The sequence below is a fragment of the Aquincola tertiaricarbonis genome (assembly GCF_000969605.1).
In the GTDB taxonomy this organism is placed as follows: Bacteria; Pseudomonadota; Gammaproteobacteria; order Burkholderiales; family Burkholderiaceae_C; genus Aquincola; species Aquincola tertiaricarbonis.
In genome coordinates this window covers 394,924-418,340 of record NZ_JZUE01000001.1, presented here as the reverse complement: position 1 = coordinate 418,340, position 23,417 = coordinate 394,924, and the positions used below count along the sequence as shown (strand labels likewise).

Genomic DNA, 23,417 nt, shown 5'->3' with positions numbered 1-23,417 from the left:
GGTCCGCTTTCTTCAATGGTTGCCGCAGGCATGGCCGCCGGCTTGGGGCATGGGCGCGTCGCGGTCGATGCCGGCCTGCTGCAGCCGCGCCTCGTACTGGCGCCACAGGTCGGGCTGCTCGCTGCCGAGGAAGTACAGGTACTCCCAGGTGAAGATGCCGGATTCGTGCCCGTCGCTGAACTTGGGCTGCACCGCATAGTGGCCCACCTGCACGATGTCGACGATGCCGACGTCGCGCTTGCCGTGCTGCAGCACCTCCTGCCCCGGGCCGTGGCCCTGCACCTCGGCCGACGGCGAATACACGCGCATCAGCTCGAACGGGATCTGGAAGCGCCGGCCATCGTCGAAGCTGACCTCCAGCTGCTTCGATTGCTGGTGGACCGTGAGGCCCGTGGGCTGCGGCTTGGTCGTCATGCGGCTTCCAGGGCGGCGGCCACGGCCGCGTCAAGTTGTTCGAGCGTGCAGGCCAGGCGCTGCAAGGCGGGCGGCTCCACCACGCGCTGCGCCGTGCCCCACACCGGCTGCGGGAAATGGCTGTCCCAGTCGAAGCGGGCGATCACATGCCAGTGCAAGTGCGGCACCACGTTGCCCAGCGAGGCGATGTTGATCTTGGTCGGCCGCAGCGCCTGGCGCAGCGCCTGCTCCAGCGCGGCCACACGCTCCATGCAGCAGGTGCGTTCCTCGGGCGACAGATCGGTGAACTCGGCCACGTGGCGATTGCAGATCAACCGGTAGAACGCCGGGAACGATGCATCGGCCGCGCGGATGGCGCGCCAGCCCTCGCCCCGCCACACCACGTGGCCGCCGGGCGTGCTGCACAGCTCGCAGGTCGCGGTGCTTGCCACCGTGCTCATACCAGCACCCGCTCGATGCCGCCCTGGTTGGCGCGGGCGACGTACTCGGGCATCCAGTTCTCGCCCAGGATCTTGCGGGCCATCTCCACCACGATGTAGTCGGCTTCCAGCAGGCCGTTGTTCAGGTCGTTGCCATAGCGGCTCAGGCCCTGCAGGCAGCTGGGGCAGCTGGTGAGGATCTTCACGTCCTCGCCCGCCGCCACCGCGCCGCTGTCGCGCAGCGCGGCTTCGCCCTTGCGCAGCTCTTCTTCCTTGCGGAACCGGATCTGCGTGGAGATGTCGGGCCGTGTCACACCCAGCGTGCCGCTCTCGCCGCAGCAGCGGTCGTTCTTCAGCACGCTGTCGCCCACCAGCGCCTTCACCGTCTTCATCGGCTCCTGCAGCTTCATGGGGCTGTGGCAGGGGTCGTGGTACAGGTAGGCGCCCTGCTGCGCGGCGGGCAGGGTGATGCCGCGCTCGAGCAGGTATTCGTGGATGTCGACGATGCGGCAGCCGGGGAAGATCTTGTCGAATTCGTAGCCCTGCAGCTGGTCGTAGCAGGTGCCGCAGCTCACCACCACGGTCTTGATGTCCAGGTAGTTCAGCGTGTTGGCCACGCGGTGGAACAGCACCCGGTTGTCGGTGATGATCTGGTCGGCCTTGTCGAACTGGCCCGAGCCGCGCTGCGGATAGCCGCAGCACAGGTAACCCGGCGGCAGCACCGTCTGCACGCCCGCATGCCACAGCATCGCCTGCGTGGCCAGGCCCACCTGGCTGAACAGCCGCTCCGAGCCGCAGCCGGGGAAATAAAACACCGCCTCCGTCTCGGCCGTGGTGGCCTGCGGGTTGCGGATGATCGGCACGTAGGCCTTGTCCTCGATGTCCAGCAGCGCGCGTGCGGTGCGCTTGGGCAGGCCGCCCGGCAGCTTCTTGTTGATGAAGTGGACCACCTGCTCCTTCAGCGGCGCGCTGCCCACGGTGGCGGGCGGCGCGGCAGTTTGCTTGCGCGCGGCCAGCTTCATCACGTCGTGCGCCAGGCGCTGGGCCTTGAAGCCCACGTCCACCATCGCGCTGCGCACGAACTTGATGGTCTGCGGGTTGGTGGCGTTGAGCATCAGCATCGCCGCGGCATTGCCGGGGCGGAAGCTCTTCTGGCCCATCTTGCGCAGCAGGTTGCGCATGTTCATCGACACGTCGCCGAAGTCGATCTTCACCGGGCAAGGGCTGGCGCACTTGTGGCACACGGTGCAGTGGTCGGCCACGTCTTCGAACTCTTCCCAGTGCGCGATGCTCACGCCGCGGCGCGTCTGCTCTTCGTACAGGAAGGCCTCCACCAGCAGCGAGGTGGCCAGGATCTTGTTGCGCGGGCTGTACAGCAGGTTGGCGCGCGGCACATGGGTGGCGCACACCGGCTTGCACTTGCCGCAGCGCAGGCAGTCCTTGATGGAGTCGCTGATGGCGCCGATGTCGCTGCGCTGCATGATCAGCGACTCATGGCCCATCAGGCCGAAGCTGGGCGTGTAGGCATGGCGCAGGTCGGCGGCATGCACGTCGGCCCACTCGGGCGCGGTGCCCGGGCGCAGCAGCTTGCCGCGGTTGAAGCGGCCTTCGGGGTCCACGCGCTGCTTGTAGTCGGCGAACGGCTGCAGTTCCTCGTCGGTCAGGAACTCGAGCTTGGTGATGCCGATGCCGTGCTCGCCCGAGATCACGCCGTTTAGGCTGCGGGCCAGCGCCATGATGCGGTCCACCGCCTCATGCGCGGTCTGCAGCATCTCGTAGTTGTCACTGTTGACCGGGATGTTGGTGTGCACGTTGCCGTCGCCGGCATGCATGTGCAGCGCCACCCACACGCGGCCGCGCAGCACTTCCTTGTGGATGCGGTTGCACTCCTCCACGATGGGCGACAGCGCCGCACCCGAGAAGATGGACTGCAGCGGCTTGCGCACCTGCGTCTTCCACGAGGCGCGCAGCGTGGTGTCCTGGATCAGCTCGAAGAAGCTGCGCGCATCCGGGCCTTCGGCGATGCTGTCCAGCCCCTGCAACCAGCCGCTCCACAGCATGCGCACCTCGCGCAGCAGCTGCAGCGCCTGCTGTACCCGGTCTTCCAGCAGCTCGGCGCTGGCGATCTCGCCGGCATCGTCGCTCTTGCCCAGCGGCAGGTTGCCCCGCAGGAAGAAGGCCTCCAGCGCATCCACCAGCTGCAGCTTGTTGCGCAGGCTCAGCTCGATGTTGATGCGCTCGATGCCGTTGGTGTACTCGCCCATGCGCTCCAGCGGAATCACCACGTCCTCGTTGATCTTGAAGGCGTTGGTGTGGCGGGCGATGGCGGCGGTGCGCTTGCGGTCGAGCCAGAACTTCTTGCGCGCATCGGCGCTCACGGCCACGAACCCTTCACCGGCGCGGCTGTTGGCGATGCGCACCACCTCGCTGGTGGCGCGGGCCACGGCGGCTTCGTCGTCGCCCACGATGTCGCCGACCAGCACCATCTTCGGCAGGCCGCTGGCGCTGGTGCTGCCGCGCTTGCTCTTGGTGGCGTAGCCCACGGCCTTCAGGTAGCGGTCGTCCAGGTGCTCCAGCCCCGCCAGGATGGCGCCGCCGGGCTTGCGCGCCTCGGCGAACATGAAGTCCTTGATCTCGACGATGCTGGGCACCGCGTCCTTCGCGTTGCCGAAGAACTCCAGGCACACGGTGCGGGTGTGGGCCGGCATGCGGTGCACCACCCAGCGGGCGCTGGTGATCAGGCCGTCGCAGCCTTCCTTCTGGATGCCGGGCAGGCCGGCCAGGAACTTGTCGGTGACGTCCTTGCCCAGGCCTTCCTTGCGGAACACGCGGCCGGGGATCTCCAGCGTCTCGGTGCGCTCCAGCACCTTGCCCGAGGCATCGAAGTAACGCAGCTCGAAGCGCGCCGCGTCCACGTCGTGGATCTTGCCCAGGTTGTGGTCCAGGCGCGTGACCTCCAGCCACTTGGCCTCGGGCGTGACCATGCGCCAGGAGGCCAGGTTGTCCAGCGCGGTGCCCCACAGCACGGCCTTCTTGCCGCCGGCGTTCATCGCGATGTTGCCGCCGATGCAGCTGGCCTCGGCCGAGGTGGGATCGACCGCGAACACGTAACCGGCACGCTCGGCCGCATCGGCCACCCGCTGGGTCACCACGCCAGCCTCGGTGAACACCGTGGCCACCGGCTGCGCATGGCCGGGCAGCGCCACCAGCTCCACCTCGGTCATGCGCTCGAGCTTCTCGGTGTTGATGACCGCGCTCTTCCAGGTCAGCGGGATGGCGCCGCCGGTGTAACCGGTGCCGCCGCCGCGCGGGATGATGGTCAGGCCCAGCTCGACGCAGGCCTGCACCAGGCCGGCCATCTCCGCCTCGGTGTCGGGCGTGAGCACGACGAAGGGGTATTCCACCCGCCAGTCGGTGGCGTCGGTGACGTGCGAGACACGCGAGAGCCCGTCGAACTTGATGTTGTCCTTGGCGGTGATGCGGCCCAGCGTGCGGCGGGCCTTGCGGCGCAGCTCGCCGAGCGCGTCGAACGAGGCGGCGAAGCCGGCCACCGCCGATTCGGCCAGCACCAGCAGCTCGCCCACCAGCGCGTCGCGCTGCGGGTCGGCCTGCGGGTCGCGGCGCTTGGCGATCTCGCCCAGCCGGTGGCGCAAAGCGTCCACCAGCAGGCCGCGGCGCTTGGGGTTGTCGAGCAGGTCGTCCTGCAGGTACGGGTTGCGCTGCACCACCCAGATGTCACCCAGCACCTCGTACAGCATGCGCGCGGAACGGCCGGTGCGGCGCTCGCCGCGCAGGCGGTCCAGCAGCTGCCAGGCACGCTCGCCCAGCAGCCGCATCACGATCTCGCGGTCAGAGAACGAGGTGTAGTTGTAGGGAATCTCGCGCAGGCGGCGTGCCTGCTCGTCTGCAAGGCCGGGGGCGGCCAGGGTGTTCACAGCAAGCGGTGCATTCATGTCGATTAACCGCCGCCGCGTCCCGGGCGACGGCACCGGGCGGGGTTGACGCAAGGGGGCCGGATGTTAACGCACGGCCCTCCGGCGCCCGGGCGGCGGCCCGACGGTCGGCGGGTTATCCCCGTTGCCCCTGCCAGCGCTTCATGACAGAAACGCGACTGTCATAAAACTTCAAAATACTGGCGGGCTTCAAACCCCTCCCACGGAGTCTCCTGCATGCATTTCAAGTCTTTCGCGCTGGCCTCGGCCGTGCTGGCCGCGTCCTTCGGGGCCCAGGCCCAGGTCGAGATCCAGTGGTGGCATTCGATGACCGCCGTGAACAACGAGTGGGTCAACGACCTGGCCAAGGATTTCAACGCAAGCCAGAAGGACTACCGCATCGTGCCCACGTACAAGGGCGCCTACGATGAATCGATGACCGCGGCCATCGCCGCCTTCCGTGCCGGCAACGCGCCGCACATCCTGCAGGTGTTCGAGGTGGGCACCGCCACCATGATGGCCAGCAAGGGCGCCATCGTGCCCGCCGGCAAGGTGATGAAGGACGCCGGCTTCAAGTTCGACCCGGCCGCCTACATCCCGGCCGTGGCCGGCTACTACACCGCGCCCAGTGGCGAGATGCTGAGCTTCCCGTTCAACAGCTCCACCACCATCTTCTACTTCAACAAGGACGCCTTCAAGGCCGCCGGCCTGCCCACCGACAAGGCACCGGCCACCTGGCCGGAAGTGGTGTCGGCCGCGGCCAAGCTGAAGGCCAGCGGGCACAAGTGCCCGATCACCTTGGCATGGCAGAACTGGACCCAGCTGGAAAGCTTCTCGGCCTGGCACAACGTCGAGTTCGCCACCAAGCGCAACGGCCTCGCCGGCCTGGACGCGCGCCTGGCGGTCAACTCACCGCTGCATGTACGGCACATCGAGAACCTGGCCAACATGGCCAAGCAGGGGCTGTTCGTCTACAAAGGCCGCAGCGCCACGCCGCAGGCGTCGTTCACCTCGGGTGAGTGCGCCATGATCACCACGTCGTCGGGCTTCTATGGCGACGTGGCCAAGAACGCCAAGTTCGCCTACGGCCTGGCCCCCCTGCCCTACTACCCCGACGTGGAAGGTGCACCGCAGAACACCGTGATCGGCGGCGCCAGCCTGTGGGTGATGTCGGGCAAGAAGCCCGAGGAATACAAGGGCATCGCCACCTTCTTCAACTACCTGTCCAAGCCGGAAGTGCAGTCCGCCAGCCACAAGCGCACCGGCTACCTGCCGATCACCATGGCCTCGTTCAAGCTAACCGAGGAATCGGGCTTCTACAAGGAGAAGCCGGGCACCGACGTGGCGGTGAACCAGATGATCCGCAAGGTGACCGACAAGTCGCGCGGCATCCGCCTGGGCAACTACCTGCAGATCCGCGCCATCGAGGACGAGGAACTGGAACAGGTGTGGGCCGGCAAGAAGACGGCCAAGGAAGCGCTGGACTCCATCGTCAAGCGCGGCAACGAGCAGCTCGAGCGGTTCCAGAAGGCCAACACGCGCTGAAGCCGGCTGAACGCCCGCAGCGCCGCACGAGGAGGACGCGGCGCTGCAGGGCGCGACAATGACAACAACAACTACAAGCCGGCACCGCCGCCGCGCCCATGGAAAAAAGAGTCGTCTTCCGTTCACGCTGGCTGCCTTGGGCCCTGCTGGCCCCGCAGCTGGCGGTCATCCTGATCTTCTTCTTCTGGCCCGCGGGGCAGGCGCTCGTCCAGTCGTTCCAGCAATCGGATGCCTTCGGCACCTCGGTGGAATGGGTGGGCCTGGAGAACTTCCAGCGCCTGTGGGACGACCCCACCTACCTTGAATCCTTCAGCACCACGGCCGTGTTCTCGGTGCTGGTGGCCTCGCTGGGCATCATCATCTCGCTGGTGCTGGCGGTGTTCGCCGACCGCGTGGTGCGCGGCACCACCTTCTATCGCACGCTGTTGATCTGGCCGTATGCGGTGGCGCCCGCGGTGGCCGGCGTGCTGTGGCTCTTCATGTTCGCGCCCAGCATCGGCGTGGTGTCGTATGCGCTGGGCGCGCTGGGCTTCGACTGGAACCACCTGCTCAACAGCGGCCATGCGATGACGCTGATCGTCATGGCGGCGGTGTGGAAGCAGCTCTCGTACAACTTCCTGTTCTTCGTGGCGGGGTTGCAGAGCATCCCCAAGTCGCTGATCGAGGCGGCCGCCATCGACGGTGCACGCCCGTGGCGCCGGTTCTGGACGATCCAGTTCCCGCTGCTGTCGCCCACCACGTTCTTCCTGCTGGTGATCAATGTGGTGTACGCCTTCTTCGACACCTTCGCCATCGTGGACGCAGCCACCCAGGGTGGCCCGGGCAAGGACACCGCGATCCTGGTCTACAAGGTGTACTACGACGGCTTCAAGGCGCTGGACCTGGGCGGCTCGGCCGCGCAGTCGGTGGTGCTGATGGTGATCGTCATCGCGCTGACGGTGGTGCAGTTCAAGTTCGTCGAGAAGAAAGTGAACTACTGATGGTCGAGCGCCGTAGCACCTGGGGCATCCTGGCCCACGTGATCCTGTTGCTGGGCGTGGCGATCGTCGCGTTCCCGGTGTATCTCACCTTCGTCGCCTCCACCCACACCTCGCAGGACGTGGTGCAGCAGCCGATGCCGCTGCTGCCGGGCGCGCACCTGATCGACAACTACCGCACCGCGCTGTTCGGCACCGGCTCGGGCGGCGGCTCCAATGCCGCCGTGGGCCGCATGATGATGGTGAGCCTGATCAGCGCGCTGGTCATCGCCATCGGCAAGATCGCCATCTCGCTGCTGTCCGCCTTTGCGCTGGTGTACTTCCAGTTCCCGTTCCGCAAGCTGTTCTTCTGGGCCATCTTCGTCACGCTGATGCTGCCGGTGGAAGTGCGCATCGGGCCCACCTACAAGGTGGTGAGCGACCTGGGCATGCTCAACACCTATGCCGGTCTGACGGTGCCGCTGATCGCCTCGGCCACGGCCACGTTCCTGTTCCGGCAGTTCTTCATGACGGTGCCGGACGAGCTGGTGGAGGCCGCGCGCATCGACGGCGCCGGGCCGCTGCGCTTCTTCAAGGATGTGCTGGTGCCGCTGTCCACCACCAGCATCGCGGCGCTGTTCGTCATCCAGTTCATCTACGGCTGGAACCAGTACCTGTGGCCGCTGCTGGTCACCACCCAGGAAGACATGTACCCGGTGGTGATCGGCATCAAGCGGATGATTGCCGGCGGCGAAGCCGGCAACGAGTGGAACCTCATCATGGCCACCGCAATGCTGGCGATGATTCCGCCCGCGCTGGTGGTCATGCTGATGCAGAAGTGGTTCGTCAAGGGCCTGGTCGATACCGAGAAATAGGACAACACAGTGGGAGCCATTTCGATCCGCAACGTGGTCAAGCGCTATGGCACGGGTGCCAGTGCGCTGCAGGTGATCCACGGCGTGAATGCGGAGATCACGGACGGCGAGTTCGTCGTCATCGTCGGGCCTTCGGGCTGCGGCAAGAGCACGCTGCTGCGCATGGTGGCCGGGCTGGAGGAGATCAGCGGCGGCGAGATCGGCATCGGGGGCCGGGTGGTCAACGACATCGAGCCGTCGGAGCGCGACATCGCGATGGTCTTCCAGAACTACGCGCTGTATCCGCACATGACGGTCTACGCCAACATGGCCTATGGCCTGAAGATCGCCAAGGTGCCGCCGGCCGAGATCGAGGCGCGGGTTCAGAAGGCCGCCAAGATCCTGGAGCTGGGTGCGCTGCTGCAGCGCAAGCCGCGGCAGCTGTCGGGCGGCCAGCGCCAGCGGGTGGCCATGGGCCGGGCCATCGTGCGGCAGCCGCAGGTGTTCCTGTTCGACGAGCCGCTGTCCAACCTGGATGCCAAGCTGCGCGCGCAGACCCGGCTGGAGATCCAGAAGCTGCACCGGGAGCTGGGCGTCACCTCGTTGTTCGTCACCCACGACCAGGTCGAGGCGATGACGCTGGCGCAGCGCATGATCGTGATGAACGCCGGCCGCATGGAGCAGATCGGCACGCCCGACGAGGTGTACACGCGCCCGGCCACCACCTTCGTGGCCGGCTTCATCGGCTCGCCGCCGATGAACCTGGTGCCGGGCACGGCGGACGGCTCGCGCTTCACGGTGGGGGGCGTGTCGCTGTCGCTGCCGGCCACCGCGCCGCGCGCTGGCGAGCTGATCCTGGGCGTGCGGCCGGAGCACCTCACCATCGCCGAAGGCCCTAACGGCCACAGCGGCTGGCCGCTGACGGTGGAGATGATCGAGACGTTGGGCGCGGAACGGTTGATCTATGGCCGCATGGCCCCCGGTGCCGACCTGGTGACGGTGAGGGTGGACAGCGGCGATCGCGCGCCCGCGCTCGGCCAGACGGTGCAGCTGGTGGTCCAGGCCAAGCACCTGCACTGGTTCGATGCCGGCACGCACCACCGCGTGGCCGGCACCTGAGGTAGTCGCGCCGTGCTGCCGTTTGACGCCGGCGCCGCCTGGCCCTACCCGCGCTGGATCGCTCACCGCGGTGCCGGCAAGCTGGCGCCGGAGAACACCCTGGCCGCGTTCCGCCATGGCGCCTCGTACGGCTACCGCGCGTTTGAATGCGACGTGAAGCTCAGCGCCGACGGCGTGCCCTTCCTGCTGCATGACGCCACGCTGGAACGCACCACCAACGGCGCAGGCACTGCCGGCGATCTCAGGTGGGAAGACCTCTCACGGCTGGACGCCGGCAGCTGGCATTCACGGCACTTCGCCGGCGAACCCCTGCCGCGGCTGGACGCCATCGCCGCCTATGTGATGCGCAACGGCTTTGCGCTGAACATCGAGATCAAGCCCACGCCGGGCACCGAACGCCGTACCGGCGAGGTCGTGGGCCAGCAGGTGCTGCGCCTGTGGGCGTCGCGGCACCAAGCCCCGCCGCCGCTCTTCAGCTCCTTCCAGCCCGCGGCCCTGGCCGGGGCGCGCGACACCGCGCCGGAGGTGCCGCGCGCGCTGCTGCTGGACAGCCTGCGTGAAGGCTGGCTGGACGAAGCGCTGGCGCTCGGCTGCGTGGCCGTGGTGGCCAACCACCGGGCGCTGGACGCCGCGGTGATCGCCCGCATCCATGGTGCCGGCCTGCGGGCGCTGTGCTACACGGTGAACGACGGCGACGCCGCGCGGCAGCTCGAGGCCGCCGGCATCGACGGCGTAATCACCGATGCGGTGGACCGCTTCGCGCCGGTGGCGCACGGCACGGCCGATTGACCACCGCTCGGCCGATGGACGACCACCGCACACGCCGCGCCTGCTAGGCCTTCAGCGGCATGGCATCGGCCGCGGCTTCGGCGCCCGTGGCCGGTGGCGCGGCCTGGGCCGGCAGGCTGCGCACCGAGCGGATCACCGGATGGCGCGCGGCCACCACCGCCAGCAGCAGGGCACACAGGCCGGCGAACAGCAACGCGGCGCGCAGCGCCACATGCTCGCCCAGCCAGCCGCCCAACAACGCCCCCGGCCCGGCCGGCAGGATGATCAACCAGCGCATGGTGCTGGTCATGCGGCCCAGCATGGGCTCGGGCGTCACCGCCTGCCGCAGCGCCAGGAAGTTGATGAAGATGAGCACCGCGCCGGTGCCGAACAGCATCAGCATCAGCACGAACGCGGCCACGCCGGCCGAGCCCGGCGGCACCAGCGCCGCCAGCAGCCAACCGATGCTGCAGGAGCCGATGCCCAGCGTCAGGCAGGGCCCCGGCCCCACATGCTGGCTGATGCGGTGGCCCAGCGTGCTGGCCAGCACCGTGCCGGCGCCCATCGCCACGTAGGCCAGGCCGATCGCGCGCTCCGACATGCCCAGCTCGCGCGTGGCGTACAGGATCTGCACCACCAGGGCCGCGTGGTGGCACATCTGCCAGCCGCCCACGGCCAGGGCCAGCGCCACCAGCAACCGGTGATGCGCGACGAAGCGCAGGCCGTCCTTCAGCTCCGGCCAGAACCGGGCGCCGGAGCGCGGCTGGCGTTGCTCCGCCACGCGCACGCCGCGCAGGATGCCCACCGACAGCAGCAGCAGCACCGCATCAATCAGCAACGCCATCGGCGCGCCCACCATCTTGATCAATGCGCCGGCCAGGCCGGGCCCGGCCACCTCGGCGCCCGACGTGGCCAGCGCATTCTTGGCATGCGCCTCCACCAGCCGCTCGCGCGGCACCACCTGGGTGAGCACGATCTGCGCGGCGGTGCCGGCCACGGTGTACACCGTGCCGATCATGAAGCCCACCACGTAGAGCCATTCGATGCTGAGCCAGCCCAGCGCCCAGGCCGCCGGCACGGTGAGCACCGCCAGCGCCAGCGAGAACTCGCCCGCCACGTACACCGGCAGCTTGCGCACGCGATCCAGCCACACGCCGGAGGGCAGCGAGAACAGCACGAAGGGCAGCACCTCCATCGCCGTGAGCCAGCCCATCTGCGTGGGCGTGGCATGCAGCAGCAGCGCAGCGGTGAGCGGCAGGGCCAGCATCGTCACCTGCCCGCCCAGGGAGCTGGCCAGGATGGAGATGAACAGCCGCCGGTACGCTGCGTTGCGCAGCAGGTCGGTGGGCGGCAATTGCAGCCGGCGCAGCCAGGCGGCCGGCAGGCGCGGAAGCAGCAGCTTCATGGGCTCGGGTCTCGCGGAAGGAGCGGCGGCGCGCCTCGTGGGCGCTGCCATGCCAATCCCCCACGCTAACAGCGCCATGCGAGGCGCTGCAAGCCGCCAGCCTGGCGAATATCAGCTGCGGTAGTCGGCGTTGATGCTGACGTAGTCGTGCGAGAGATCGCAGGTCCATACCGTGGCCTGGGCATCGCCGCGGTGCAGGTCCACCCGCACGGTGATCTCGCTCTGCTTCATCACACGCTGGCCATCGGCTTCCTGGTAGCCGGGGTGACGGCCGCCGGCGCGGGCCACATGCACATCGTCCAGGAAAAGGTCGATCCTCGACTGGTCCAGGTCGTCGATGCCGGCATAACCCACGGCGGCCAAAATGCGGCCGAGATTCGGGTCGCTGGCGAAGAAGGCCGTCTTGACCAGCGGCGAATGCGCGATGGCATAGGCCGCCAGCTTGCACTCGTCCGCCGTGCGGCCGCCGTCCACCTGCACGGTGATGAACTTGGTGGCGCCCTCGCCATCGCGCACGATGGCCTGCGCCAGCTCGGTGGCCACGGCCACCACGGCGTCGCGCAGCGCACGGCCGTCGGCGCCGTCCAGCGAAGTCACCGGCGCATGGCCGGCCTGGCCGGTGGCGATGAGCACGAAGGAATCGTTGGTCGAGGTGTCGCCGTCGATGGTGATGCGGTTGAAGCTCAGGTCGGCCGCCTCGCGCACCAGCGGCTGCACCAGCGCGGGATCGACCACGGCATCGGTGGCGACGTAGCTCAGCATCGTGGCCATGTTCGGGCGGATCATGCCCGCGCCCTTGGCGATGCCGGTCACCGTGACGGTGCGCCCCCCCACCTGCACCTGGCGCGACGCGGCCTTGGGCAGCGTGTCGGTGGTCATGATGCCTTGCGCCGCGTCGGCCCAGCCGTCGGCGCGCAGGTCGGCCACAGCAGCGGGCAGGCCAGCCTCGATGCGATCCACCGGCAGGGTTTCCATGATCACGCCGGTGGAGAACGGCAGCACCTGCTCGGGCGCGAGCTGCATCAGCCGAGCAGCGGCAGTGCAGGTGGCGCGGGCACGCTGCAGGCCGTCGTCACCCGTGCCGGCGTTGGCATTGCCGGTGTTGATCACCAGCGCGCGAATGCCCTGGCCGGCCGCCAGGTGCGCCTGGCCCACCTGCACCGGCGCGGCGCAGAAGCGGTTGCGGGTGAACACGCCGGCCACCTGCGTGCCTTCATCCAGCGCGAAGACCACCAAGTCCTTGCGGTTGGCCTTGCGGATGCCGGCCATGGCGATGCCGATCTTCACGCCCGCCACGGGTTTCAGGTCGGCGGGGTTGGGCGCTTGCAGGTTCACGGGCATCGGCGGCCTCCGTTCGGGTCAGTGCGGGTGCGGGATCAGGCGGCGGCGGATCAGCTCAGCCGGCCGTGGCACTGCTTGTATTTCTTGCCGCTGCCGCAGGGGCAGGGGTCGTTGCGGCCGACGCGCGGCAGGTTGTCCGCGAGGTTGCCGCCTTCGGTTTCCTGCGACACCGAGCCGTCCTCGTTCGGATGGGTGTAGGTCACCTGGCCCAGCTCGCTGGCGCTCTGCTCGATGGCCTCGGCGGCCTGGGCCACCTGGTCCTGCGACTGGATGCGCACCGTCAGCAGCACGCGGGTGACTTCCATCTTCACCAGGTCCAGCATCTGCGAGAACAGCTCGAAGGCCTCGCGCTTGTATTCCTGCTTCGGGTTCTTCTGCGCATAGCCGCGCAGGTGGATGCCCTGGCGCAGGTAGTCCAGCGAAGCCAGGTGCTCACGCCAGTGGCTGTCGATGGACTGCAGCAGCACCATGCGCATGAACGGCGTGAACTGCTCCTTGCCGACGATGGCCACCTTGGCGTCGAAGACCTCGTCGGCCGCCTTGACCACGCGCTCCTCGATGTCCTCGTCGGTGGCGCTGTCGCTGGACTCCACCATCGCCTTCAGCGACACCTCGAGCTGCCACTCGTCGCGCAGCGTCTTCTCCAGGCCTTCCAGGTCCCACTGCTCTTCCAGGCTGCCCTCGGGCACGTAGGTGCGAACCACCGAAGCCAGCGCGCTGCGACGCAGGTTGACGATCTGCTCCTCCACCGAGGAGGCTTCCAGGATCTCGTTGCGCTGCTGGTAGATGACCTTGCGCTGGTCGTTCGCGACGTCGTCGTATTCCAGCAGTTGCTTGCGCACGTCGAAGTTGCGCGCTTCCACCTTGCGCTGCGCGCCTTCGATGCTGCGCGAGACGATGCCGGCCTCGATGGCCTCGCCCTCGGGCATCTTCAGCCGGTCCATGATGGCGCGCACACGGTCGCCGGCGAAGATGCGCATCAGCGGATCTTCCAGCGACAGGTAGAAGCGCGACGACCCCGGATCGCCCTGGCGGCCGGCGCGGCCGCGCAGCTGGTTGTCGATGCGGCGCGACTCATGCCGCTCGGTGGCGATGATGCGCAGGCCGCCCTCGCCCTTCACCTTGTCGTGCAGGCTTTGCCACTCGGCCTTCAGCTGCTCGATGCGGCGCGCCTTCTCGTCGGCGGGCACGCTCTCGTCCGCCTCCAGGATCTGCACCTGCTTCTCGACGTTGCCGCCCAGCACGATGTCGGTGCCGCGGCCTGCCATGTTGGTGGCGATGGTGATGACACCCGGCCGGCCCGCCTGCGCCACGATCTCCGCTTCCTTGGCGTGCTGCTTGGCGTTCAGCACCTGGTGCGGCAGCTTGGCAGCCGCCAGCAGGTTGGAGATGAGCTCGGAGTTCTCGATCGAGGTGGTGCCCACCAGCACCGGCTGGCCGCGGGTGTGCGCGTCGCGGATGTCCTCGATCACCGCGTTGAACTTCTCCTTGTTGGTCTTGTAGACCAGGTCCAGTTCGTCCTTGCGGATGGTGGGCTTGTTCGGCGGGATGACCACCGTTTCCAGGCCATAGATCTCCTGGAACTCGTAGGCCTCGGTGTCGGCCGTGCCGGTCATGCCGGACAGCTTGGCGTACATCCGGAAGTAGTTCTGGAAGGTGATCGAGGCGAGCGTCTGGTTCTCGCTCTGGATCTTCACGCCTTCCTTGGCTTCCACCGCCTGGTGCAGGCCGTCGCTCCAGCGGCGGCCGGTCATCAGGCGGCCGGTAAATTCGTCGACGATCACCACCTCGCCGTTCTGCACCACGTAGTGCTGGTCGCGGTTGTAGAGGTGGCGTGCACGCAGCGCGGCGTACACATGGTGCATCAGCGTGATGTTGGCCGGGTCGTACAGGCTGGCACCTTCGGCCAGCAGGCCGGCTTCAGCCAGGATGCGCTCGGCGTTCTCGTGCCCGTCTTCGGTCAGGAACACCTGGTGGCTCTTCTCGTCCACCGTGAAGTCGCCGGGCTCGATCACGCCCTCGCCGGTGCGTGGATCGGCCTCGCCGATCTGCTTCTTCAGCAGCGGCACCACGGCATTGATGCGCACATACAGCTCGGTGTGGTCCTCCGCCTGGCCGCTGATGATCAGCGGCGTGCGGGCCTCGTCGATCAGGATGGAGTCCACCTCGTCGACGATGGCGTAGTTGAGCTTTCGCTGCACCCGGTCGGCCACCTCGTAGACCATGTTGTCGCGCAACACGTCGAAGCCGAACTCGTTGTTGGTGCCGTAGGTGACGTCGGCGTTGTAGGCGGCCTGCTTCTCCTCGCGGCTCATGCCGGGCACGTTCACGCCCACGGTCAGGCCGAGGAAGTTGTACAGCCGGCCCATCCACTCCGCGTCGCGGCGGGCGAGGTAGTCGTTGACCGTCACCACGTGCACGCCCTTGCCGGCGAGCGCATTCAGGTAAACGGGCAACGTGGCCATCAGCGTCTTGCCCTCGCCAGTGCGCATTTCGGCGATCTTGCCCTGGTGCAACGTCATGCCGCCGATCAGCTGCACGTCGAAGTGGCGCATCTTCAGGCTGCGCTTGCTGCCTTCACGCACGGTGGCGAAGGCCTCGGGCAGCAGGGCGTCGAGCGTCTCGCCCTTGGCCAGCCGGTCACGGAACTCGTCGGTCTTGGCGCGCAGGCCCGCGTCGTCGAGTTGTTCGAACTGCGGCTCCAGTGCATTGATCTGCTGCACCACCGCCCGGAACTGCTTGATCAGCCGATCGTTGCGACTACCGAAAATCGAAGTGAGAAGCTTAGGCAACATGCGCTGAACGAGCTGGAAGGAGAGAAGCCGGCCGACCCGTACAGGGCCTGTTGACCGGAGGGGCCGACGCGGCGCGAGCGCTGCACCTGGGGGTGCAGGCCGGATTTGCAACGCCCGGCTGCCTTGCGGCGCAAGGCGGACAGCAGCTTGCCGGTCACGACAAACGCTGGGGCGCAAAGCCGAACGAGTCTATCACCGGGGCTAGACTGCACCGATGGCACAGCAACCCCGCGGCGGCATGCCGCTGACACGCCCGATCAGCGAGGCCCTGGAGGGCAGCGCGCCCCTGGCGCGCCTGGTGGAACGGGTGCAGGCATCGAACGAGCGCTTCCGCGCCATCGAGCCGGCCTTGCCGCCCGCACTGCGCCGCCACGTGCGCCCGGGCCCGGTGGATGAAGAGGGCTGGGCGCTGCTGGTGAGCAACACCGCCGTCGGCGCCAAGCTGCGCCAGATGCTGCCGCGCTTCGACGACCTGTTGCGCGAAGCCGGCCTGCCCACGCCGGCCATCCGCATCCGCGTGATGAACGGGGACTGACGCAGGCTTGGCAGGCGGGTGGTGCCGGCTTTCGGAATCGAACCGAAGACCTTCCGCTTACAAGGCGGGTGCTCTACCAACTGAGCTAAGCCGGCACGGCTTGCAACAAATTCTAGGCGCGGCGCTTACTTGATGCGCTTGAGCGAAGGCCGGCTGCCACCGGCGGGCGGCTCGGGCGGTTCGTCGTCGCGTGGCTCTGCATCACCCTCGGATTCGGACGCCAGGCGCAGTCCGCGCACCCCGCCTGCACCGGGCAGCGGGGTCGGACTGGGCGGCTCGTTCTGTTCGGGTGGGAGGGTCACCGCCTCGTCGGCCGCCAGCGGCCCGGTCGTGCTTTCAGTGGGCATCGGGAAGGCCATGCCCTGGCCGTTCTCGCGCGCATAGATCGCCACCACATGATCGATCGGCACCACGATGTCGCGCGGCTGCCCGCCGAAGCGGGCGCGGAACTCGATGAACTCGTTGCCGAGCTTCAGGCCGCTGGTCGCCTCGAAACCGACGTTCAGAACGATCTCGTTGTTCTTCACGTACTCCATCGGCACCTGCACGCTGCGGTCGACGAAGACCGCGACATAGGGCGTGAAGCCGTTGTCGGTGCACCAGTCGTGCAACGCACGAACCAGGTACGGGCGGGTGGAGGTGCCCTGCCCTTCGGGAGCGATCGGCGACGTCATGCGGATTTACTTGCGCATCACTTTTTCAGATGGCGTCAGCGCCTCGATGTAGGCCGGGCGCGAGAAGATGCGCTCGGCGTACTTCAGCAGCGGCAGGGCGTTCTTCGACAGTTCGATGCCGTAGTAGTCCAGGCGCCACAGCAGCGGGGCGATGGCCACGTCCAGCATCGAGAAGTCGTCACCCAGCATGTACTTGTTCTTCTGGAAGATCGGCGCGAGCTGGGTCAGCCGGTCGCGGATCTGCGCGCGGGCCTTTTCCAGCTGCTTCTCGGTGGCCTTCACGCCGCGGCTTTCCAGCAGGTTGACGTTGGAGAACAGCTCCTTCTCGAAGTTGAGCAGGAACAGGCGCACGCGCGCACGGGCCACCGGGTCGCCGGGCATCAGCTGCGGATGGGGGAAGCGCTCGTCGATGTACTCGTTGATGATGTGCGACTCATACAGGATGAGGTCGCGCTCCACGAGGATGGGCACCTCGTTGTACGGGTTCATCAGCGCGATGTCTTCGGGCTTCGCGAAGAGATCCACGTCGCGGATCTCGAAGTCCATTCCCTTTTCGAACAGCACGAAGCGGCAGCGGTGCGAATAAGGATCGGTGGTTCCAGAGTAAAGCACCATCATGGCAGCGGGCCCCTTCTTCTAACAATTCGAACGGCGAGCCTCTCAGCTCAGAAAACACGAAGCGCAGTGGGCCCTGCGGCACCACTGCGCTGACGACCCAGGCCGCTCTCGGCCCCGGGTCGCGCGGAACGACTACCTGATGTCTTTCCAGTAGGCGGCGTTCAGGCGCCAGGCGATCACGGTGAACAAGCCCAGGAAGATCAGCACCCACACGCCCAGGCGCACCCGGTAGTTCTGCTGCGGCTCACCCATCCACTGCATGTAGGCCACGAGGTCGGCCACCGCGCTGTCGAACTCGGTCGGGCTCATGGTGCCCGGCGTGAGCTGTTGGAAACCCTTGAACACGTGCACCGTCTTGGACGCATCGTGCGGGTCCCGCTCGTCGACGAACTGGGCGGCGCGTTGACCTTGCAGTTCCCACAGCGGATTGGGCATGCCCACGCTGGGGAAAGCGAGGTTGTTCCAGCCGGTGGCCTTGGTGTCGTCGCGGTAGTAGGTGCGCAGGTAGGTGTAGAGGTAATCCGCACCGCTGCCGGCGTGGCTGGCACGCGAGCGGGCGATCACCGTCAGGTCGGGCGGCGTGGCGCCGAACCATTCCTTGGCCTGCTTTGGATCGATGGCCGACTTCATCATGTCGCCGACGTTTTGCGTCGGGAACGCGAGCTTGGTCTTGATCTGGTCGTCCGTCAGGCCGATGTCGCGCAACCGGTTGTAGCGCATGAACGAAGCCGAGTGGCAGTTCAGGCAGTAGTTGACGAACAGCTTGGCGCCGTTCTGCAGCGCGGCCACGTCGGTCATGCGCTCGGTGGGGAAGCGGTCGAGTGCATGGCCGCCTTCCGCAGCCTGCGCACCGCCCGACAACATCGCCAACGATGCCAGCAAGGAGAGAAGGATCTTTTTCATGGTGTTTCGGTGCTCCTGCGGCGCGTCAGTGGGCGTTGAAGACCACGCGGTCGGGCACCGGCTTGAACTTGCCGATCTGGCTCCACCAGGGCATCAGCAGGAAGAAGCCGAAGTAGAACAGCGTACCCACCTGCGACACGATGGTGCCGATGGTGGACGGCGGCTGGATGCCGAGGTAGCCGAGCACGAAGAAGAACACGACGAAGATGCCGTACAGGTACTTGTGCCAGTCGGGGCGGTAGCGGATCGACTTGACCGGGCTGTAGTCCAGCCAGGGCAGGAAGAACAGGATGATCACGGCGCCGCCCATCACGACCACGCCCCAGAACTTGGCGTCGAAGGTCTTGAGCAGCACGATGGCGATGACCGCAGCCACCAGCACCGCACCCTTGATCAGCATGCTGGCGCGCAGCTTGACGAACGACAGCACCGCCGCCAGGCCGATGATGATGCACAGCACGTTGACGAGGTCGTCGGTGGTGGCGCGCAGCATCGAGTAGAACGGCGTGAAGTACCAGACCGGCGCGATGTGCGGCGGCGTCTTCAGCGGGTCGGCGGGGATGAAGTTGTTGTACTCGAGGAAGTAGCCACCCAGCTCCGGCGCGAAGAAGATGATCGCGCTGAAGGCCATCAGGAAGACGCTGACGCCCAGGATGTCGTGCACCGTGTAGTACGGGTGGAACGGGATGCCGTCCAGCGGGCGGCCCTGCGCATCCTTCTTGGCCTTGATCTCCACGCCGTCGGGGTTGTTGGAGCCCACTTCATGCAGCGCGATGATGTGCGCCACCACCAGGCCCAGCAGCACCAGCGGCACCGCGATGACGTGGAAGCTGAAGAAGCGGTTGAGCGTGGCGTCGCTCACCACGTAGTCGCCACGGATCAGCAGCGCCAGGTCCGGACCGACGAACGGCACGGCGGCGAACAGGTTCACGATCACCTGCGCGCCCCAGTACGACATCTGGCCCCAGGGCAGCAGGTAGCCCATGAAGGCCTCGGCCATCAGGCACAGGAAGATGGCGCAGCCAAACACCCACACCAGCTCACGCGGCTTGCGGTAGCTGCCGTAGATCAGGCCGCGGAACATGTGCAGGTACACGACCACGAAGAAGGCCGAGGCGCCGGTGGAGTGCATGTAGCGCACCAGCCAGCCCCAGGGCACGTCCCGCATGATGTATTCGACCGAGGCGAACGCCAGGTTCGCATCGGGCTTGTAGTGCATCACCAGGAAGATGCCGGTGACGATCTGGATGACCAGCACCAGCAGCGCCAGCGAGCCGAAGAAGTACCAGAAGTTGAAGTTCTTCGGAGCGTAGTACTCGGACAGGTGCTCCTTGTACAGCTTGCTGGCTGGGAACCGGTTGTCGACCCACGTCAGCAGTTGCTGCGACAAGGGCGCGCCGGCCGGGGCTTGCTTGAATTCCGCCATATGTTGTGCCTCGGGATGTTCGGGGTGTCAGGCCTTCTTGTCCTCGCCGATCAGCAGGCGCGTGTCGGACAAGTACATGTGCGGCGGCACCTCGAGGTTGTCCGGCGCGGGCTTGTTCTTGAAGACGCGGCCGGCCATGTCGAACGTGGAACCGTGGCACGGGCAGAGGAAGCCGCCCTGCCAGTCCGAGGGCAGCGAGGGCTGGGGACCGGCGACGAACTTGTCGGTGGGCGAGCAGCCCAGGTGCGTGCAGATGCCCACCACCACCAGGTATTCGGGCTTGATGGAGCGCCACTCGTTGCGGCAGCTTTCCATCGGCGTGATCTCGGCCGGGTTGCGGGCCGAATTGGGGTCGGCGAGCTGGCCGCCGAGGGCCTTCAGCGCCTCGATCTGCTCGGGCGTGCGGCGGACGATCCACACGGGCTTGCCGCGCCATTCGACCGTCACCTTCTCGCCCGGCTGCAGGCTGCCGATGTCCACTTCCACCGGCGCACCGGCCGCTTTGGCACGCTCGGACGGGGTGAACGTCGAGACAAACGGCACGGCGACGGCGATGCCGCCTACGGCACCCGCACATCCGGATGCGACGAGCCACGTGCGTTTGGCTTTGTCGACTTGCTGGTCACTCATGGAGTCCTCTGGTGGCATTCGCTGGAAGACGCGACAAGAAACACACGTGGGTTTCCGTCAGGGGCAACCCAGGATTCTAACGGACGCGGTAGGCCTTTCCCGACGGTCCGCACAGCAATCGCCTTGGGCAATACTCCGGCCGCATCCCATAGCGCCGGGTACAGGCGCGCAACACACCCAGGAGAGAACCCCATGAGTTTCGTCAGCGAGTTCAAGGCTTTTGCAGTCAAGGGCAACGTGGTCGATCTGGCCGTGGGCGTGATCATCGGGGCCGCCTTCAGCAAGATCGTCGATTCCCTGGTCAAGGACGTCATCATGCCTGTGGTCGGCCGGCTGGTCGGCGGACTCGACTTTTCCAACTACTTCCTGATGCTGGCCAGCCCACCTGCGGGCTACACCGGACCGATGACCTACGAGGCGCTCACCAAGGCCGGCGTGCCGCTGCTGGGCTACGGCAACTTCCTGACGGTGGCACTGAACTTCCTCATCCTGGCCTTCGTCATCTTCATCATGGTCAAGCAGATCAACCGGCTGCGGCTGGCGGAGCCGCCCGCCCCCACCGAGCCGGCGCCGGAACCCGAGGACGTGAAGCTGCTGCGCGAGATCCGCGACAGCCTCAAGCGCTGAACGGCGGGCGCTGAATTTGCGCCCATACTTGTCGATAACCGGGGCATGGGGCGCCCGACCGAAGCGGTCGCTGCCGCCCCTCCAACCCGGTCGCCGTGCGCATCATGAATTCGCCACTCCCGCGTCCCGACGCCGCGCTCCAGGCCGCGGCACTCCGCATCAAGCACGCCGCCCGCGAGGCGGCGCAGCGCTGCGTGGACAGCCTTGGGCTGGCCGCGCTGTCCAGCCTGAAGATCCATGAGCGGGACGACTTCCTGGCCGCCCAGTTCGAGCTGAACCGCCGCCAGGCCGCCTTCGTGCATGCGTTCAACGAATCGCTGGACCAGCAGGTGCAGCGCAAGACCGCGCCGCGTCATGCGGCCCCGCGCAGCTCCACCAACACACCCTGGGAGGCGCTGAGCCTGGTCGACGACCACGAGGTGGAGGCCAGCATCAACGCCGACCGCTTCGGCCTGGTGATCCAGCACGCCTGCGAGTGGGAGCTGCGGGAGCTGGATGCCTACGTCGGCTCGCTGCTGCAGCTGGGCCGCCCGGACCACGAACGCAACCCCCTGCGGCCCGAGCTGGTGGGCAAGGCGCTGCTGGCCGGGGTGGAGGCCATCTCCGAGCGGCCCGAAGTGCGCAAGCTGCTGGGCATCGAGCTGGGACGCAGCCTGGCCGACCTGATGCCCCGCGTGTACGGCGACATCGTGAGCGCCATGCGCGACGCCGGCGTGCAGCCGGTGAGCCTGGCCGTGCGCAGCACGCAGGGTCCGGGCAACGACATGGGCTTCAACACCTCGGGCTACGACGGCGGCGCCAGCCGCGGCGCGCCGCTGGCCGAGACGCCTGCGCCAGCGGGTGCCGCCATGGGTGGCAGGCCGGCGGCCCCGGCGCAGCGGCCCGGCACGCCGTTCGGGCATGTGGACGTGCAGCTGATGTCGCTGATCCGCCAGCTGGCGTCCTCCGGCGGTGGCGGTGGCGGTGGCGGTGGAGGCCTGCCGCTGCACGAGGAGGTCGCCGCGCGGCGGGGCGGCCACGCTTCCGGCTTCGCCAGCTCCGGCAGCGGCCCGGCACCCAACCTGATCTACGCCCACCGGGACGAGCTGCGGCAGGCCTCCACCGGCCGCCTCGACCACATGGTGATCGACGTGGTGGGCAGCCTGTTCGAGCAGATCCTGTCGGACCCCAAGGTGCCACCGCAGATGGCCCGCCAGATCGCACGGCTGCAGCTGCCGGTGCTGCGCGTGGCCCTGGGCGACCCCAGCTTCTTCTCCTCGCGCCGGCATCCGGTGTGCCGCTTCGTCAACCGCATCGCGTCGCTGGCCTGCGCCTTCGACGACCTGGCCGGCGGCCCCGGGCAGGAGTTCCTGGGCCTGGTGCGCGCGCTGGTGCAGGAGATCGTCGACGGCGACTTCGACCAGATGGAGGTCTACGAGCAGAAGCTGGGCGCGCTGGAAGCCTTCATCGCCAGCCAGGCCCGGCAGGAAGTGCAGGACCAGGGCAGCAATGCCCCGCAGCTGGTGGAGGCCAAGGAACAGGACCTGCGGGTGCAGCAGCAGTACATGCGGCAGCTGCAGACGGCGCTGGCGGTGGTGGAGATGCCCGCCTTCCTGCGCGACTTCCTGGCCCAGGTGTGGAGCCAGGCGCTGGTGCAGGCCGCCCGCCGCGGCGGCGAGGCCGGCGAGCTGGCGCAGCGGCTGAAGCGTGCCGCGCGCGACGTGGTGATGAGCGTGCAGCCCAAGGGCACGCCCGGCGACCGCAAGAACTTCCTGATGACGCTGCCGCAGCTGATGAAGGACCTGAACCATGGCCTGGCGATGATCGGCTGGCCGGAGCCGGCCAAGAAGTCCTTCTTCTCAGAGCTGCTGCCGGCGCATGCCGAATCCCTCAAGGGCCAGTCGCTCCGCCCGCTGGACTACAACCTGATGGTCAAGCAGCTGGATGCGGTGTTTGCCATGCCGCTGCCGCGCCTGGCCGCGGGCAGCACGCTGCCGGTGCTGAACGACGCGGTGGACCAGGTGCATTTCAGCGAGGACGAGGCGGCGCAGATCGGCCTGGTGCAGGAACATGCCGTCAACTGGCAGCGCAGCGTCGACATCGACCTCAACGTCGAGCCGGAGATCAGCGCGGTGGATATCCGCCTGGACGGCCTGCCGCCGCCCGAGCCAGTGGAGCCCAGCCGCGGCGCTTCACTGGCCGACCATGTGCAGCTGGGCTTCGCCTACCAGATGCTGGTGGACGAGCAGTGGCAGAAGGTCAAGCTGAACTACGTGAGCCCGGGCCGGGCGTTCTTCGTGTTCACCAGCGGCGGCAAGCACCACAAGACGGTGTCGCTCACATCGCGCATGCTGCACCGGCTGTGCGAGGCGGGCCGCTTCCGGGCGTTCGAGAACGCCTTCCTGATCGAGCGCGCCACCGCCCGCGCGCGCAAGCAGCTGGCCGCGCTGCGGCCGGCCCCCACGCTGCGGCACTGA

Annotated in this window: 19 protein-coding genes and 1 tRNA gene; 8 read left to right on the top strand and 12 right to left on the bottom strand. The window is 67.6% G+C overall.

Annotation, left to right across the window (positions count from 1 at the left end; genetic code table 11):
• Positions 1-12: 12 nt before the first annotated feature.
• From VO99_RS01995 to VO99_RS01985, 3 genes are read right to left on the bottom strand one after another with little or no spacing between them, the layout of a single operon-like run.
• The gene (locus tag VO99_RS01995; protein ID WP_046111091.1) at positions 13-414 is read right to left on the bottom strand and encodes a gamma-butyrobetaine hydroxylase family protein; all 402 of its coding nucleotides are present in this window, start codon (positions 412-414) and stop codon (positions 13-15) included.
• Positions 411-854 carry an HIT family protein gene (locus tag VO99_RS01990; protein ID WP_046111090.1) on the bottom strand — a complete coding sequence of 148 codons (444 nt, stop codon included), beginning with the start codon at positions 852-854 and terminating at the stop codon, positions 411-413. The genes VO99_RS01995 and VO99_RS01990 overlap by 4 nt, the downstream gene beginning before the upstream one ends.
• A complete protein-coding gene (locus tag VO99_RS01985; RefSeq protein ID WP_046111089.1) occupies positions 851-4,786 on the bottom strand; it encodes a DUF3683 domain-containing protein in 3,936 nt (1,311 codons plus the stop codon). Before VO99_RS01985 ends, VO99_RS01990 begins: the two co-directional genes overlap by 4 nt.
• A 216-nt stretch (positions 4,787-5,002) precedes the next feature.
• Here VO99_RS01985 and ugpB point away from each other — a divergent pair, with 216 nt between their 5' ends.
• The 5 genes from ugpB (at position 5,003) to ugpQ (ending at position 10,028) form a co-directional block, all read left to right on the top strand.
• Positions 5,003-6,310 (top strand): sn-glycerol-3-phosphate ABC transporter substrate-binding protein UgpB, encoded by a 1,308-nt coding sequence (ugpB, locus tag VO99_RS01980; protein WP_046111088.1) that lies wholly within the window; start codon positions 5,003-5,005, stop codon positions 6,308-6,310.
• 98 nt (positions 6,311-6,408) lie between these two features.
• Entirely contained in the window at positions 6,409-7,290 is an 882-nt protein-coding gene (ugpA, locus tag VO99_RS01975; protein WP_046111087.1) for a sn-glycerol-3-phosphate ABC transporter permease UgpA, read from the top strand.
• Positions 7,290-8,141: a sn-glycerol-3-phosphate ABC transporter permease UgpE gene (gene ugpE, locus VO99_RS01970; RefSeq protein WP_046111086.1), complete on the top strand. Its 852-nt coding sequence runs from the start codon at positions 7,290-7,292 to the stop codon at positions 8,139-8,141. The genes ugpA and ugpE overlap by 1 nt, the downstream gene beginning before the upstream one ends.
• Positions 8,142-8,150: 9 nt before the next feature.
• The gene (ugpC, locus tag VO99_RS01965) at positions 8,151-9,239 is read left to right on the top strand and encodes a sn-glycerol-3-phosphate ABC transporter ATP-binding protein UgpC (RefSeq protein WP_046111085.1); all 1,089 of its coding nucleotides are present in this window, start codon (positions 8,151-8,153) and stop codon (positions 9,237-9,239) included.
• A gap of 12 nt (positions 9,240-9,251) precedes the next feature.
• Positions 9,252-10,028 carry a glycerophosphodiester phosphodiesterase gene (gene ugpQ, locus VO99_RS01960; protein WP_046111084.1) on the top strand — a complete coding sequence of 259 codons (777 nt, stop codon included), beginning with the start codon at positions 9,252-9,254 and terminating at the stop codon, positions 10,026-10,028.
• Positions 10,029-10,071: 43 nt separating this feature from the next.
• Here ugpQ and VO99_RS01955 read toward each other — a convergent pair whose 3' ends face one another.
• The 3 genes from VO99_RS01955 to secA form a co-directional block, all read right to left on the bottom strand.
• Positions 10,072-11,412, bottom strand: coding sequence for an MFS transporter (locus tag VO99_RS01955; protein ID WP_046111083.1), 1,341 nt, complete (start codon positions 11,410-11,412; stop codon positions 10,072-10,074).
• Positions 11,413-11,523: 111 nt separating this feature from the next.
• Positions 11,524-12,753 carry a bifunctional glutamate N-acetyltransferase/amino-acid acetyltransferase ArgJ gene (gene argJ / locus VO99_RS01950; RefSeq protein WP_046111082.1) on the bottom strand — a complete coding sequence of 410 codons (1,230 nt, stop codon included), beginning with the start codon at positions 12,751-12,753 and terminating at the stop codon, positions 11,524-11,526.
• Positions 12,754-12,803: 50 nt separating this feature from the next.
• Positions 12,804-15,548 (bottom strand): preprotein translocase subunit SecA, encoded by a 2,745-nt coding sequence (gene secA / locus VO99_RS01945; protein ID WP_046111081.1) that lies wholly within the window; start codon positions 15,546-15,548, stop codon positions 12,804-12,806.
• A gap of 214 nt (positions 15,549-15,762) precedes the next feature.
• Here secA and VO99_RS01940 point away from each other — a divergent pair, with 214 nt between their 5' ends.
• Positions 15,763-16,083: a DciA family protein gene (locus VO99_RS01940; protein ID WP_052736027.1), complete on the top strand. Its 321-nt coding sequence runs from the start codon at positions 15,763-15,765 to the stop codon at positions 16,081-16,083.
• 19 nt (positions 16,084-16,102) lie between these two features.
• On the opposite strand, the gene VO99_RS01935 is transcribed toward VO99_RS01940, so the two are convergent.
• The 6 genes from VO99_RS01935 to petA form a co-directional block, all read right to left on the bottom strand.
• Positions 16,103-16,178 (bottom strand) — tRNA-Thr (locus tag VO99_RS01935).
• A gap of 30 nt (positions 16,179-16,208) precedes the next feature.
• Entirely contained in the window at positions 16,209-16,757 is a 549-nt protein-coding gene (locus VO99_RS01930) for a ClpXP protease specificity-enhancing factor (protein WP_046111079.1), read from the bottom strand.
• Between the two features lie 6 nt (positions 16,758-16,763).
• Positions 16,764-17,375 carry a glutathione S-transferase N-terminal domain-containing protein gene (locus VO99_RS01925; RefSeq protein WP_046111078.1) on the bottom strand — a complete coding sequence of 204 codons (612 nt, stop codon included), beginning with the start codon at positions 17,373-17,375 and terminating at the stop codon, positions 16,764-16,766.
• A 132-nt stretch (positions 17,376-17,507) separates the two neighbouring features.
• Positions 17,508-18,278, bottom strand: a complete 771-nt coding sequence (locus VO99_RS01920) for a cytochrome c1 (protein ID WP_046111077.1) — start codon at positions 18,276-18,278, stop codon at positions 17,508-17,510.
• 25 nt (positions 18,279-18,303) lie between these two features.
• Positions 18,304-19,704 carry a cytochrome b gene (locus tag VO99_RS01915; protein WP_046111076.1) on the bottom strand — a complete coding sequence of 467 codons (1,401 nt, stop codon included), beginning with the start codon at positions 19,702-19,704 and terminating at the stop codon, positions 18,304-18,306.
• Positions 19,705-19,731: 27 nt separating this feature from the next.
• On the bottom strand, positions 19,732-20,334 hold the full coding sequence (gene petA / locus VO99_RS01910; protein WP_046111075.1) for a ubiquinol-cytochrome c reductase iron-sulfur subunit: 603 nt from the start codon (positions 20,332-20,334) through the stop codon (positions 19,732-19,734).
• A gap of 192 nt (positions 20,335-20,526) precedes the next feature.
• Here petA and mscL point away from each other — a divergent pair, with 192 nt between their 5' ends.
• Both mscL and VO99_RS01900 read left to right on the top strand, forming a co-directional pair.
• A complete protein-coding gene (mscL, locus tag VO99_RS01905) occupies positions 20,527-20,961 on the top strand; it encodes a large conductance mechanosensitive channel protein MscL (RefSeq protein ID WP_046111074.1) in 435 nt (144 codons plus the stop codon).
• Positions 20,962-21,065: 104 nt separating this feature from the next.
• The gene (locus tag VO99_RS01900) at positions 21,066-23,417 is read left to right on the top strand and encodes a DUF1631 family protein (RefSeq protein ID WP_046111235.1); all 2,352 of its coding nucleotides are present in this window, start codon (positions 21,066-21,068) and stop codon (positions 23,415-23,417) included.